Origin of the sequence: Halorussus halophilus (assembly GCF_008831545.1) — an archaeon.
In the GTDB taxonomy this organism is placed as follows: Archaea; Halobacteriota; Halobacteria; order Halobacteriales; family Haladaptataceae; genus Halorussus; species Halorussus halophilus.
Genome location: NZ_CP044523.1, coordinates 1,538,847 through 1,551,374 on the forward strand (window position 1 = coordinate 1,538,847; position 12,528 = coordinate 1,551,374).

Sequence of the window (12,528 nt, forward strand, 5' to 3'; positions counted from 1 at the left end):
AGCACAAGACACAAATAGGTTCCCCTTGCCAAGATACGTAACATGGTACGTTGTCACACGTCCCCACCTGAGGTGGTCGTCGATGCCACCTAGCACGGGACTTGCGAACGCCGTCGTCAACGGTTTAGTCACCGGAAGCATCGTCGCGCTGGGTGCCATCGGACTCGCACTCGTCTACAACATCGCCGAGGTACCGAACTTCGCGCACGGCGAGTTACTGATGATCGGCGCGTACATGGCGCTGTTCGTCAACCAACCGGGTACCGTCCCCATATTCGACGCGCTGACGAATGCGTCCCGAAGTCTCGGAACGTTGGGTTACGTGGTCCTATTCGTCCTCACCGCCGGAGCGGCGTTAGGGGCGGTGTATCTACTCGGGGGTGAAGCCGCGCTGAAAGGGTCGTGGTGGCCCGGCGACCCGAATCCGGGGCTGGCGGTCGGAGTGCAACTTATAGCCGCGTCGGCCCTCGGACTCGTGGTCGTCGTCGGCTTCCCGTCCATCTGGGCCGGGCTACTCCTCGCGGCGATCCTGCTCGCCGCAATCGCACCGCTGTTGGAGAAGGTCGTCTTCCAGAAGTTCCGGGCGAAAGACGCCTCGTTGGCGACGATGCTCATCGTCACCCTCGGACTCTCCTTCGTCCTTCGGTTCGGCACGCAGGCCGTCTACGGCGGTGAAGTCCGAACCTACAACGTCCCGCAGGTCGGTACCGTCTTCGGCTACGACGTCGGCCTGTCGGCGGCGAAGTTCTTCGACTTCTACGCCAGCGGGGCCGGACTCGTCCTGCGAGTCATCGACAGCGGCCCGAACCCCGACCAGACGATGTTCACGTGGGGGTACTCGTGGCTCGCCGTGGCGATAGTCGTCGTCGGCACGCTCGCCGTCACAATCGGCGCGTACCGCTGGCGGCGCGGCGACGACGCACTCGGAGCCTCCCAGACGATTGGCCCGAAGCTCACCGCGTCCGTCGCGGGTCTGTTGACCCTCTCCGTGCTACTCGTGGTTTTGAGTGGCGAAGGGACGGTCCCCAACTCGGGGTCCTCGACGCGCGTCAGGCTCTCGGTCATGCGAGCGTCCGTCATCTTCATCGCCGCCGGCATGATGGCGTTCCTGCACTTCCTGTTGCAGGAGACGAAACTCGGCAAGGCGATGCGCGCGTCCAGCGACAACATCGACTTGGCGAAGATTACTGGCATCAACACCGACCGGGTGATGATGGCGACGTGGATCATCGCGGGCGCGTTCGCCGCCGTCGGCGGTGTGATGCTCGGCGTGCTGTTCAACCAACTGACCGTCAACATGGGATTCTTCCTGCTACTACCGATGTTCGCAGGAGTCATCCTCGGCGGGCTTCAGTCGGTGTACGGCGCGATTCTCGGCAGTTACATTGTCGGGCTCTCGATGGACGTGGGCATCTTCGCCATCCCCGGCATCGGTTCGACGTATCGGATTCCAATCGCGTTCGTCATCCTGTTCGTCGTCTTACTTGTGAAGCCGGAAGGCATCACGGGAGGTGCCTAGCATGGCGCTTTCGAGCAGTCTCGTCTCGCTCGGCATCATCGTGGGAATCTACGCGATTCTCGCGCTCGGACTGAACATCAAGTTCGGCTACACCGGCCTGTTGGACATCGGGCACGTCGCGTTCTATCTGGTCGGTGCGTACGTCACTGCGCTGCTGGTACTCCCACCTGCCAGCACGCAGCAGTTCGCGACCTACATCCTCGGGTGGGAAGTGCCGTGGCTCGTCGCAATCCTCGTCGGGACGATTGTGGCTGCACTGCTAGGAATGCTGGTCGCCCTCCCGGCGATACGACTCCGGGAGGACTACCTCGCAATCGCGGTGCTGGGAATCTCGGTCATCCTCAAGCGCGTCGTCCAATCGGAAGGCTGGCTCGCCAACGGTCCCGGTTCGCTCCGTGGCTTCGAACAGCCGTTCCGGAGCTTCTTCCCGCTGCCGGGCGACACGCTCGGGGCCGCCGCACTGCTCGGGTTCGTAGTGTTCGTCCTCTGGACGGTCGCGACGTACGCGCTTTCGACGGTCGGAACGCGGCCAGACTCGGAACTCACGACTGATGGAGGGCAGCGCGCCGATGGCGGTGTCACCGCCGACCGAAGCACCATCGCAGGCACGGGCGTTCGCGGAAAACTCGTAGACGCCCTCCTCGCGCTGACGACGCTCGGCGTCGGCTACTTCGCCGCTCGGCGAGCGCGCGCGACGAAGAGCGAGACCGAACAACGGTACCTGCTCGGTATCGGCGTCGCCTTCGCGGCGGCCGCGGGCGTCGTCACGTGGCAGGCCTTCGAGTGGTGGTCCGGACTCTCGATTCTGTTCGGGGTCATCGTGTTCGCAGTCATCTCCGCGGCCTTCTACGGAGTCAACGAGCGATACATTCCGCTCGCTGGCATCGTAACCGCGGGAGTCGCGTTCGTCGCCGCGTTCGTCCTCGGCGAGTCGCCGATGGTGCCGTTCGTCTTCCTCGGCTTCGCGTCGCTGTTCACGTGGGTATTCGGCGGTGTCGCCGTCGCTCGCCGATACAGCGACCTCTCGCGCCGGGACTTCCTCGTCGCGCTCGTGTTGGCCATCGTCTTTGTCGCAACCTTCGTGCCACTCATCGTCCTCGGCGGCGGTGGCGACGCGAGTAGCAGTCTCGGCCTGTTCCTGACGATGGGCCTGCTCGCGGCGTTCCTGTACGGCGTCTACTACGTCGGTTCGAACTGGGAGCGCTTCGGCCAGTCTGACGTTGGCTTCGTCCGCATCGTCGGCGTCGGTGCAATCTGGTTGTTCCTGCTCCGGTACTTCGTGATGGCCAGCATCGAACCCTTCCGGTTCGGTGGTGTCGGTGCCGTCGTGTCGAACACCGTCCAGAACCTGCTGTGGCTGCTGAAGTTCCAAGGCGGCGGCTTGGAGTTCGACTACTCACGGTTCCTGCTGATACTGACGCTGGCGTCGCTCGCCGTCGTGTACTACCTCGTGGAAGTCACGGTCGAGTCTCCGTTCGGACGGGTCCTCAAGGCCATCCGCGAGGACGAGGACGTTGCGACCTCACTGGGCAAGAACACCTTCTCGTACAAGGTCCAGAGCATGATGCTCGGTTCCGCCCTCGCCGGATTCGCGGGTGGGCTGACCGCCATCTACTTCCAGAGTCTCGTCCACACGATGTTCGCACCGCGCGTGACGTTCATCGCGTTCCTCGCGCTCATCATCGGTGGGACCGCCAACAACAAGGGGATGATTCTCGGCGCGGCCATCTACTGGGCGTTCCAGAAGGCGACGGCCGACATCGCCGGGTTCTTCCCGACTGCGGCGGCCTCGCGGGTGCAGGCGCTTCGCCTCGCGTTCATCGGCGCACTGTTGATAATCATCCTGTACTACCGCCCCGAAGGGCTGTGGGGCGAGAAGCGAACCGTCGCGGATGTGACCGAAGAATGAGTGAGACGACAGACCAAACGGCCGAAAGAACGGCTCAGACGGACGAGGTGCACGACGTAGACAGAGACCACCAGACGCACGGCACTGGTGAGGCAATTCTCGAAGTCGAAAACCTCCGCAAGACCTTCGGCGGCATCACCGCCGTCGATGGCGCGACCTTCGAGGTCGAGGAGGGAACCGTCACCGGCCTCATCGGCCCGAACGGAGCCGGAAAGACGACGACGTTCAACCTCATCAGCGGGTTCTACAAACCCGACAGCGGGTCGGTCCGCTATCGGGGGCAAGAACTCCAAGACATCATGCGGCCGAGCGACACCGAGCAAGGCATCTGGATGGGTGCCTCCGGGCTGAGTTTCGGCGGTATCGGACTGGCGTCGGCCGCCGCGGCGGGCGCGTCTACCGTCGCGCTCGGCGGCGCGGCAGTCGTCGGTGCTGGCGTCGGTGCTGGCATCTACCAAGCCCAAGAGAAGGTGAAAGACGACGTACTCGACTACAAGCACACGCGGCCGTTCCGCGTCTCGCAGGCCGGACTCTCCCGGACGTTCCAGTTGACGAGAGAGCTTCAGGGACTGACCGTGCTGGAGAACCTCCTGCTCGCTCCGCAGGACCAGCGCGGCGAAAATCTGGGGAACGCGTGGTTCCGCCGCGGGTCGGTCGCCGAAGAAGAGGAAGAAATCCGCGAACGGGCGCTCGACATGCTCGACCTACTGGAACTCGACCACCTCACGAACGAGTACGCGGGGAACCTCTCGGGGGGTCAGCGGAAACTGCTCGAACTGGGTCGCGTGCTAATGACCGACCCAGACCTCATCCTGCTGGACGAACCAGTGGCTGGGGTGAACCCCGCGCTGACCCAAAAGCTGTTGGCACGAATCGAGACGTTGCGGGACGAAGGCTACACGTTCTGCATCGTCGAACACGACATGGAGGTCATCATGAACCTCTCGGACACGATTATCGTCATGGACCAAGGCAAGAAGCTGATGCAAGGCTCACCAGCGGAAGTACAGAGCGACCAACGAGTTATCGACGCCTATCTGGGGGGATAATCGATGGCACTACTCGAAGCCCACGACATCGTGTCTGGCTACGGCGACGCTCAAATCCTGCATGGCGTCTCGATGGACGTTCACGACGACGAAATCGTCTGCATCATCGGGCCGAACGGCGCGGGCAAATCGACGTTCATGAAGGCCGTCTTCGGCCTCATCGACTGCTGGGAAGGCTCCGTCGAGTTCGACGACAAGGAGATTACGGACCTCCGACCGGACGAAGTCACCCGCGAGGGGATGTGTTACGTCCCGCAGGTCGAGAACGTCTTCCCGACGCTCACCGTGCGAGAGAATCTGGAGATGGGCGCGTACATCTTGGACGAGATGCCCCAAGACGCCCTGCAAGAGGTGTTCGACCGGTTCCCGATTCTGGAAGAGCGCCAGAACCAGAAGGCCGGGACGATGTCCGGCGGGCAACAGCAGATGCTCGCCATGGGTCGCGGCCTGATGGTTGACCCAGACCTGATGCTGGTGGACGAGCCGTCGGCGGGTCTCGCGCCCGACCTCGTGGACGAGGTGTTCGAGAAGATAATCGAAATCAACGAGGCTGGCACGGCCATCCTGATGGTCGAGCAGAACGCCCGGAAGGCACTGCGCAACTCCGACCGCGGCTACGTGCTGGAGATGGGTGAGAACCGCTTCGAGGACACCGGAGACGCACTGCTCGACAACGAGGAAGTCACGGAACTCTACCTCGGTGGCGGCGGTGGCGACACGGGCGAGACGAGTGATTCGTCTGCTGAGAGTCAGGCATAAACGTCGCTGTTCGCGGTTGCCGTCGCGGTTTTATTTTTGAGCGCGGTCCTCTCAGACGTAGCCGGACTAGTGGTCGAAGACCCGACGAATTCCGACCGAGAGCGTCCGGCGCGAGTTGGTCACGGCTTCGTATTTGAACTTTGGCAAGCAGTTGGCGCGCGCTGGCGCAACCCGAAATGGTTGCGCCAAATCCCGTGCGAGGGACGAGTATCACAGCGTGGAAGACGCGACCACACCGGTCGCGTCTTCCAACCCCGAGAAACGGAGTCGGCTGGGGAGGGTGTGGCTGTCACGCGAGCGAAGCGAGGGTGACCTCGACGGACACGGTTTATCCGTCAGCGCTCGCGGTGGCGGTGCTATGCGGTCTCTCATCGGTTTCGGGAATAGCGAGCCTCACTGCGTTCGTCGTCGCCACGTAGCAGTGACTTACACCGCGGTTTCTTCCTCGAAAGCCCCCGCCCGGTCGCGATTGCTCTGCGGGATATTCGGCACTCTCAACACAGCCCGCGCCGAATAGTTGCCCACAGCGCAACCACGTCCTTGGGACGCGACCGGGCGGCCCCTTTCAGTCCCATCCAGTGTTTGTGTCACTGGGCGTTACGATAACCCCAAGCCGTCCATCCCCAAGCCCACAATGCGAACATTCAAATTCCAAGCCACGACCAACTCGTCTCCATGCTCGCAATCGCCGGGGGAAAGGGAGGCTGTGGCAAGACGACGAGCGCACTCGGTGTCGCCGCGGCGTTCGCGCGCCAACGCCGGTCCGTCCTCGTCGCCGACGCAGACGCCGAGATGCCTGACCTGCACCTCGTGGCGGGCGTCGAGCGCGAACCGGGACTGGACGCGGTGGCGGCGGGTCGGAACCCGAACGAAGTCGCGCAGGGTCATCCGACTGTCTCGGGACTGTCGATTCTTCCGGCGACAGAAGGCGGTGGACACAGCGGTTCGACGGGGCTGTTCGACCGTCTGTCCGGTGCCACCGACGCCATCCTACTCGATGCACCTGCGGGAGCGGGACCAGACGCCGTCGCGCCACTTCGCGCCGCCGACAACGTGGTGGTCGTGACGACGCTCGACCCCGCGTGTCTCCGCGACACGGCGAAAACTGCGGCGATGGCGCGGCAACTCGGAACGACAGTTGCAGGCGTGGTGGTCTCGCGCGCGAAAGCAGTCCCCGAAGCGGTGACAGAACTGTTGAACTGTCCGTCTCTCGGGGCGATTCCGCATACGGGCAGAAGCACCGACCCACTGGCCGACGAGCGGGTTCGGTCGGCGTACGACCAAGTCGTGTCAAGCCTACAGCCCAAATATTTATAATTTCTACCTGTGTGAACGAAAGACAGTGGCGCGGCGACTCTCGACTGGTATCGACGTGCTGGACAGAAAACTCGACGGCGGTCTCCCGAGCGGGTCTCTCGTCGCTCTCTCGGCACCTCCAGCGAGTCAGGCGGAGTTGCTACTCTACGAGTTTTCGTCCGCGCGCCAGACGCTGTATCTCACGACCGACCGCGACGAGGTGGCGGTCAGGGCAGGCTTCGAACGCGCGCCCGGACGGACGGAGACGCCGGACGTGCGGCGGGTTCCGAGCGACACGCCGCTGGACCAATGCCAACGACTCTTCCGGCGACTACCGGAGAACTCGAACCTCGTCGTGGACCCAATCGACCTGCTAGAGACACAGTCGGAGAGTCGCTACCGAAACTTCTTGAACGACTTGCAGAACCACCTGCACAACACGGGCAGCGTCGCGGTCCTGCACTGTCTGGACGGTCGGAGCGTGCCCGACGCCCGAGACCTGACCGAACACGTCTCGGACGTGGTGTTTCAGTTGCACACTGAGTACTCGAGCGACAGCGTGGAGACGCGGTTGGCGGTGCCGAAGTTCCGCGGTGGGCGAGCGCTCGGCGAGACCATCAAACTGGAACTGGGAGAGTCGGTCAGCATCGACACGAGTCGAGACATCGCCTGACTCAGTTGCTCACGCCTTTCGGCCGACGAGGACGCCAGCGCCGAGCGTGACGACCAGCGCGCCGACCGAAGCCGTGGACGTGTCGAGGCCGAGAGCGGACCCGCTGAGCGCGATAGTGAGGAACGCGACAGTGAACAGTATCGCTGCGACGAGTCCCCACGTAGCGGCCGCTCGGTAGCTCTGTCGTTCGTGCTGGCCGTTCTCGTGAGCGAGCGACGGACCGATTCCTGCGGTCGTCAACAGCGGAACCAACAAGTGTGGCTGGTCGGTGACGATGGCGACCAGAAACGCGGTCGGGAGCGCGACAGCTACCGACACCGCGGCAACGACCGTATCGGCCGAGTACAGCTCCGCTTTCCAGCGTCTGACTATTTCGGCGCGGAGGGAGTTCGATTGGTCTGCCACACCGACAATTGTAGCTTCGGAAATATAAATCGAGGGTGTCACTCAGCACCGAGATAGCGACCACTTATTGTCTCAGGCCGACACCACGCAGACGAATCTCGAATGAACTCCATCGACGAGGTCCACATCGCTCCGCTCGGCTACGAGTACGACCGCATCCTCGGTCCCGTCGAGAAGTACGGCGTAGACGTCGTCTACCTCCTCGAACACGAAGGCCCGAGCGACGCGCCGTATCACGACGACCTGCGCGAAGAGATCACCGACCTCGGCGTCGAAGTTCGCTCCCGGCCGGTGGACCTGATGGACATCTACGACGTTCTCGGAGAGGTGACGACGGTCGTCGCCGACCACGCCGACGACATCGTGCGCGTCAACGTCTCCAGTGGGTCGAAACTCTCGGCCGTCGGCGCGGCCATCGCCTGCATGGCGACGGAAGCGACGGCGTACTACGTTCACCCCGAAGGCTACCCCTACGCCGACGAGAAACAGCGTCAGAGTTACGGCTACGAGAGCGACGAGGTGCTTCCGACGTACCCTATCGAGTCGCCGACGCCCGACCAAGTCGCAGTCATGGAGTTTCTCTCGGAGGCCAACACCGAGACGTACACCGTCAAGAAGAAAGACGTCATCGAGTACGCAGAAGAGGCCGAACTCTCCTTCATCGCGGACAACCAACCGGCCAACGACAAAGCGAAGTTCGCGCTGTTGAACGCGAACGTCGTGGACCCACTGCTCGAAGACGGCTACGTGGACGTCGAACGCGTCGGCCGCCGCAAGCAGATCACGCTCACCGAAACTGGTGTCCACGCGCTCCGGGCGTTCCAACACAAGATTAGAGAGTCGTAGCGGTTCTCCTCCGAACTTTACTGGCTAATCAACCGACGTGAGTCGATAGTATAGGCAGTTTCTATACTATTTACTGTAGGAATAGTATCGATAGTACTTTGATAGTACTGAATATATACCCCGGAGTACGACTAAGTGGAGGTCGAAGACGACCTCCCCCAACTGGTCGCGCATGGCTCTCCACGACGGGCCGCCCCGGTCCGTCGTCTTCCAGTTACGTGCCTGCCTCTCGGCCCCCGTAGCACCGGACGGTGATTCGTCGCCCTCCCCAGACGGTCGCCTCCGGTTGCCCTCCCATTGGCCCTCCCAACGGTCGCTGTGCCGTCGCCGGTCCCCGCTGGCGCTTCACAGACTCGCCAGTTCCCCGCTGGCGCTCTTCGCCCGCCGACGCTCGTCGGCACCGTCAGTTCCCCGCTGACGCTACTCCCCCACGCTTCTGTCGCAGAGATGTGCTTGCTTCAGTCGTCCCGGAGCATTTTCTGTACGTTCACGACGCGCTCGGAGAGCGCGTCGCCTGCGATGGTAAACCGCGAGACGAACGGCCGGTCGGCTTCGTCGTTTGCCTGTGCTACGACCAGTTCCGGGAGGTCTCCGAACACTCGTTCGAGTCCCGCCAGCACCTCGTCGGGGTCGGAGACTCGGAGTTCGACTTCGGTGAGATGCCCGGAATCCCAGTCTCCCAACGACGACTCCAGGTCGCTTCCGTCTCGATGCACCTCCACGCGAAAGCCCCACGGCGTCATCACGAACGGTCGGCGGCCGTCGGTGTCGCGCACCGACCACCCAACGTCTTCGGCGCGCGCGACTACTCGGTCGAACTCACTCGTACAGACGCCGAGGTGGTCGAAGTGCGGTCGTGTTCCCGGCGCGAGTGTGACATCGACGTAGCCCCGTCTGTGACTTTGCAAACGAAGTCGGAAGTCTTCGGGAGCCTCGTCGTCAGGTGCGAGCACGACCGATTCGCCGGAGACGTGCCCGAACTTCTGACGAAGCGGGACGCCGTGGTCGGCCAGCGCGCGTCGTGCGCTGGCGACGGCGGGCGTGTTGAAGTGCAGATGGAAGAGTCGCGTCTGGTGGTGCATGCGGTTCCGTCACCGCACTAGGAGATAGTGATTCCGAACGCAGTCGCTGAAGGGTGAGAGAAATTGGGGGAATCGGGGGCGAGGCGACTTACTCTTCGGTTTCTTCGGCTTCGAGTTCTTCGACGATTTCGTCTTCGTCCACGTCGGCGTCTTCGAGCGCTTCTTCGAGGTCCACGTCGCCGCCGCCCATGCCGCCGCCCATCATGCCGCCCATGCCGGGCATGCCGCCGCCGTCGATGGTCTCCTGGACGATGACGCGGTCGAGACCGAGTTGGTCGATGACCTGCTGTGCGATCTGCTGCTTCTGGAACATCCACTGCTGGTTCATCGCCAACTGCGGCGTGCTCTCGATGTACAGCGTCTCCTTCTCGACGGTCTGGGTCTCCGTCTCGGGTTCGGCGTCCTCGTCGTCCTCGTCGGGTTCGACGACGGTCTCTTCTTCGACTTCGTCCGTCTCGATCCACATTTCGAGGTCCGCGTCGAGGAACATCGAGATGAGGCCCTGTGCCTTCTCCACGTCGTCTTCGACTTCACCGACAACTTCGTAGTCGTACTCGATGTCCTCGCCCGCGAGCGGGTGGTTGAAGTCCACGCGAGCGCGGCCGCCGATGATGGTCTCGACGTGGCCGTGTTCGCCATCGACGTTGACGTGCGCGCCAGGGTAGCGTTCGTCTTCCGGAATCTTGTCGGCGCTGACGGTCTTGACTTCCTCGTTGTTGTACTCGCCGAACGCTTCCTCGGCGGGGATGGTGACGTGACCTTCGTCGCCGACTTCCTTGCCCGTGATGTCGTCTTCGACGCTCTGGAAGATGTGGCCCTGACCGAGGACGATGGTGCGCGGTTCGAACTCGCGCTCCTCCTCGTCGAGTCCTTCTTCCTCGGCGACTTCGGGGTCGGTCGTGTCTACGACGTTGCCGTCCTCGATGGTGCGCGCGGTGTAGTCGAGGCGGATGAAGTCGCCCGACTGGAGTCCATCCTCCACTTCTTCGGTTGCTTCGTCTTCGGCTACTTCGGCCTCTTGTTCTTCACTCATACGTGGAACGTCGCCTGTTCGCCCCTTAAGAATCACGTTTCTGGTGCGCGAGCGATTCGGCGTGAATCCAACCGGTTCGACCCGAGGATCGATGCGCTCACGCCGTGAGCGACGACTTCATCCGAGTCGGGGCGTGCTATCGAACTCGTGGGTAGCGTCCGAGTACCGCGATTGCACCCTGCGAAGGAGGCGCACGCACCCGACCCCTTTCGAAACGATTTAAAGTCGCGGGCGGGAACTGAGTGGTATGAGTCAGTCCGAACAGAGACAGGCGCGCCGATGCGTCTCCTGTGGGATCAACATCTCCGGGAGCAACGCGGCGTCGTTCAAGTGCCCCGACTGTGGGCAACAGATTTACCGCTGCGCGAAGTGCCGCAAGCAGAGCAACCTCTACGAGTGCCCCGACTGTGGGTTCATGGGTCCGTAAACATGGGAAAAGTAGCAGCCAAAATCAAGGTCATGCCGCAGAGCCCGGAAATCGACCTCGACCAGCTTCAGGACCGACTCGAAGAGTCGCTCCCCGAGGGTGCGAAGATCAACGGCTTCGAACGCGACGACGTCGCGTTCGGTCTGGTCGCGCTCCTCCCGACGGTCATCGTCCCCGACGGCACGGGCGGGACGGAAGCCGTCGAAGAGGGCTTCGCCAGCGTCGAAGGCGTCGAGAGCGTCGAAGTCGAGAACGTCGGCCGGATTTAACGACCGTTTTTCTCGCGACGTTTTTCTGACATCGTGACCACGTAGCGGTTTGTAAGCGTGACTACGCAGGGGTTACGGTGACGAACGGGGCGATGGCCATGACGAGCAGTGCAGCCGTGAGGAATGCTCCGTACCGTATCTCTCGACCGACTTCGGTCGTCGTCTCGGGTGGGTTGGGTTTCCGGTAGAGGCGTCGAAAGCACAGTTCGTGTTCGATAGCTTGCTCTCTATTCTTCGCGATGTAGACCGTCTTCGCACCGTTCGAGAGGACGTAGACGAACAATCCGACTGCAAGTAGTATCCCGCCGAGGACGAACGCGTACTCGTTCAGCAAGAGGTACGCCAAACCCCAACACGGGAGCGCGATTAGGAGTCCAAGGAGTGGCAGCTTTTGGACGAACCAAGCGGCATTCTCATCGTTCATATAATAACGCAGACCTAAAACGGAAGTCACAAAAGTGTTTCTGGGAACTCCCCGGGTAGCTGTTCGATTGTTAATCTGCCAGGCCCGTTCACACACCCGACCCGGTCGGCGCGTCCGGCAGTTCGTGTTTGGTCGCGTCGAGTCCGAGTTCTTCGAGGGCTTGCTCCATGTGGCGCTCCTCGGCGAACTCGGAGCCATCTTCGACGCGGAGTTCGTGGGTTTTCGCCAGCACCTCGCCACGTCGGTCGTCCGGGATGTCGAACTTGTCAGTCGCGAGTTCGATGACCAGTCCGTTGTGGTCCTGCGTGTACAGCGAGTGGAAGATGCCGCGGTCGAATTCGTTGTAGCCGCGCCACTCCTCTTCGAGGGCTTCCCGGACCTCCACGAACCGCTCGGGGTCGATGCTAAAGGAGAGGTGATGCACCCCACCGACGCCTGCGCGTTGCGGCCCGCGGTGGGACGCCCGGTCGTCGCTCACGAAGAACGTGATGATGCGGCCGTCGCCCGTGTCGAAGAACAGATGCGTCGAAGTCGGGTCGTCCAGATTCGGTTGGCGAAGCACGAGCGGCATTCCCAGAATGTCTCGATAGAACTCCACCGTGTCCTCGGTGTTGGACCCGATGAGCGTGATGTGGTCGGTTCCGGTGGTATGGATGGGGCTATCTGGCAGTTCCGGAGTGATTTCGAACTCTTCGGCGGGTTTTCGCTCGTTGCTCATAGCGGTGCGTACGGGAGCGAAATCAATAGCTCTCAGGTAACATGGGTGTCACCGCGTTATCGGAATCAGAGAGTGAGATGGTCAGAAAAACCCGGCTCTCACGCAATTCAAGCGTTGCG

At 62.4% G+C, this 12,528-nt stretch carries 14 protein-coding genes; 9 read left to right on the forward strand and 5 right to left on the reverse strand.

The features are described 5' to 3' along the window. Window positions 1-82 precede the first annotated feature (82 nt). The 6 genes from F7R90_RS07545 to F7R90_RS07570 all read left to right on the forward strand — a co-directional run bounded on the left by F7R90_RS07545 (window position 83) and on the right by F7R90_RS07570 (window position 7,205). Window positions 83-1,519, forward strand: a complete 1,437-nt coding sequence (locus F7R90_RS07545; protein ID WP_158056639.1) for a branched-chain amino acid ABC transporter permease — start codon at window positions 83-85, stop codon at window positions 1,517-1,519. 1 nt (window position 1,520) lies between these two features. After that, window positions 1,521-3,428, forward strand: a complete 1,908-nt coding sequence (locus tag F7R90_RS07550; protein ID WP_158056640.1) for a branched-chain amino acid ABC transporter permease — start codon at window positions 1,521-1,523, stop codon at window positions 3,426-3,428. After that, window positions 3,425-4,477 (forward strand): ABC transporter ATP-binding protein, encoded by a 1,053-nt coding sequence (locus tag F7R90_RS07555; protein WP_158056641.1) that lies wholly within the window; start codon window positions 3,425-3,427, stop codon window positions 4,475-4,477. Before F7R90_RS07550 ends, F7R90_RS07555 begins: the two co-directional genes overlap by 4 nt. 3 nt (window positions 4,478-4,480) lie before the next feature. After that, window positions 4,481-5,236 carry an ABC transporter ATP-binding protein gene (locus tag F7R90_RS07560; RefSeq protein ID WP_158056642.1) on the forward strand — a complete coding sequence of 252 codons (756 nt, stop codon included), beginning with the start codon at window positions 4,481-4,483 and terminating at the stop codon, window positions 5,234-5,236. Between the two features lie 675 nt (window positions 5,237-5,911). After that, the gene (locus tag F7R90_RS07565) at window positions 5,912-6,553 is read left to right on the forward strand and encodes a MinD/ParA family ATP-binding protein (RefSeq protein WP_158056643.1); all 642 of its coding nucleotides are present in this window, start codon (window positions 5,912-5,914) and stop codon (window positions 6,551-6,553) included. A 25-nt stretch (window positions 6,554-6,578) separates the two neighbouring features. Continuing rightward, on the forward strand, window positions 6,579-7,205 hold the full coding sequence (locus F7R90_RS07570) for an RAD55 family ATPase (RefSeq protein ID WP_158056644.1): 627 nt from the start codon (window positions 6,579-6,581) through the stop codon (window positions 7,203-7,205). Between the two features lie 9 nt (window positions 7,206-7,214). Here F7R90_RS07570 and F7R90_RS07575 read toward each other — a convergent pair whose 3' ends face one another. Next, window positions 7,215-7,610 carry a hypothetical protein gene (locus F7R90_RS07575; RefSeq protein ID WP_158056645.1) on the reverse strand — a complete coding sequence of 132 codons (396 nt, stop codon included), beginning with the start codon at window positions 7,608-7,610 and terminating at the stop codon, window positions 7,215-7,217. A 102-nt stretch (window positions 7,611-7,712) separates the two neighbouring features. Here F7R90_RS07575 and F7R90_RS07580 point away from each other — a divergent pair, with 102 nt between their 5' ends. Then, window positions 7,713-8,456: an HFX_2341 family transcriptional regulator domain-containing protein gene (locus F7R90_RS07580; RefSeq protein ID WP_158056646.1), complete on the forward strand. Its 744-nt coding sequence runs from the start codon at window positions 7,713-7,715 to the stop codon at window positions 8,454-8,456. Between the two features lie 458 nt (window positions 8,457-8,914). Here F7R90_RS07580 and F7R90_RS07585 read toward each other — a convergent pair whose 3' ends face one another. Together F7R90_RS07585 and F7R90_RS07590 are read right to left on the reverse strand one after the other, a co-directional pair. Next, window positions 8,915-9,538 (reverse strand): hypothetical protein, encoded by a 624-nt coding sequence (locus F7R90_RS07585; RefSeq protein WP_158056647.1) that lies wholly within the window; start codon window positions 9,536-9,538, stop codon window positions 8,915-8,917. Window positions 9,539-9,626: 88 nt separating this feature from the next. Further along, window positions 9,627-10,571 carry an FKBP-type peptidyl-prolyl cis-trans isomerase gene (locus F7R90_RS07590; RefSeq protein WP_158056648.1) on the reverse strand — a complete coding sequence of 315 codons (945 nt, stop codon included), beginning with the start codon at window positions 10,569-10,571 and terminating at the stop codon, window positions 9,627-9,629. 247 nt (window positions 10,572-10,818) lie between these two features. On the opposite strand from F7R90_RS07590, the gene F7R90_RS07595 reads away from it, so the two are divergent. Both F7R90_RS07595 and F7R90_RS07600 read left to right on the forward strand, forming a co-directional pair. Next, window positions 10,819-10,998 (forward strand): HVO_2753 family zinc finger protein, encoded by a 180-nt coding sequence (locus F7R90_RS07595; protein ID WP_158056649.1) that lies wholly within the window; start codon window positions 10,819-10,821, stop codon window positions 10,996-10,998. Window positions 10,999-11,000: 2 nt separating this feature from the next. Next, window positions 11,001-11,267 carry an elongation factor 1-beta gene (locus F7R90_RS07600; protein WP_158056650.1) on the forward strand — a complete coding sequence of 89 codons (267 nt, stop codon included), beginning with the start codon at window positions 11,001-11,003 and terminating at the stop codon, window positions 11,265-11,267. A gap of 61 nt (window positions 11,268-11,328) precedes the next feature. On the opposite strand, the gene F7R90_RS07605 is transcribed toward F7R90_RS07600, so the two are convergent. Beyond that, window positions 11,329-11,691: a hypothetical protein gene (locus F7R90_RS07605; RefSeq protein ID WP_158056651.1), complete on the reverse strand. Its 363-nt coding sequence runs from the start codon at window positions 11,689-11,691 to the stop codon at window positions 11,329-11,331. Window positions 11,692-11,779: 88 nt separating this feature from the next. After that, window positions 11,780-12,409 carry a VOC family protein gene (locus F7R90_RS07610; protein ID WP_158056652.1) on the reverse strand — a complete coding sequence of 210 codons (630 nt, stop codon included), beginning with the start codon at window positions 12,407-12,409 and terminating at the stop codon, window positions 11,780-11,782. Window positions 12,410-12,528 lie beyond the last annotated feature (119 nt).

Excerpts from the sequence above, each read along its gene's own strand:
- F7R90_RS07545 (WP_158056639.1), top strand. The coding sequence starts at position 83 with ATGCCACCTAGCACGGGACTTGCGAACGCCGTCGTCAACGGTTTAGTC.
- F7R90_RS07550 (WP_158056640.1), top strand. The coding sequence starts at position 1,521 with ATGGCGCTTTCGAGCAGTCTCGTCTCGCTCGGCATCATCGTGGGAATC.
- F7R90_RS07555 (WP_158056641.1), top strand. The coding sequence starts at position 3,425 with ATGAGTGAGACGACAGACCAAACGGCCGAAAGAACGGCTCAGACGGAC.
- F7R90_RS07560 (WP_158056642.1), top strand. The coding sequence starts at position 4,481 with ATGGCACTACTCGAAGCCCACGACATCGTGTCTGGCTACGGCGACGCT.
- F7R90_RS07565 (WP_158056643.1), top strand. The coding sequence starts at position 5,912 with ATGCTCGCAATCGCCGGGGGAAAGGGAGGCTGTGGCAAGACGACGAGC.
- F7R90_RS07580 (WP_158056646.1), top strand. The coding sequence starts at position 7,713 with ATGAACTCCATCGACGAGGTCCACATCGCTCCGCTCGGCTACGAGTAC.
- F7R90_RS07585 (WP_158056647.1), bottom strand. The coding sequence starts at position 9,538 with ATGCACCACCAGACGCGACTCTTCCATCTGCACTTCAACACGCCCGCC.
- F7R90_RS07590 (WP_158056648.1), bottom strand. The coding sequence starts at position 10,571 with ATGAGTGAAGAACAAGAGGCCGAAGTAGCCGAAGACGAAGCAACCGAA.
- F7R90_RS07595 (WP_158056649.1), top strand. The coding sequence starts at position 10,819 with ATGAGTCAGTCCGAACAGAGACAGGCGCGCCGATGCGTCTCCTGTGGG.
- F7R90_RS07600 (WP_158056650.1), top strand. The coding sequence starts at position 11,001 with ATGGGAAAAGTAGCAGCCAAAATCAAGGTCATGCCGCAGAGCCCGGAA.
- F7R90_RS07605 (WP_158056651.1), bottom strand. The coding sequence starts at position 11,691 with ATGAACGATGAGAATGCCGCTTGGTTCGTCCAAAAGCTGCCACTCCTT.
- F7R90_RS07610 (WP_158056652.1), bottom strand. The coding sequence starts at position 12,409 with ATGAGCAACGAGCGAAAACCCGCCGAAGAGTTCGAAATCACTCCGGAA.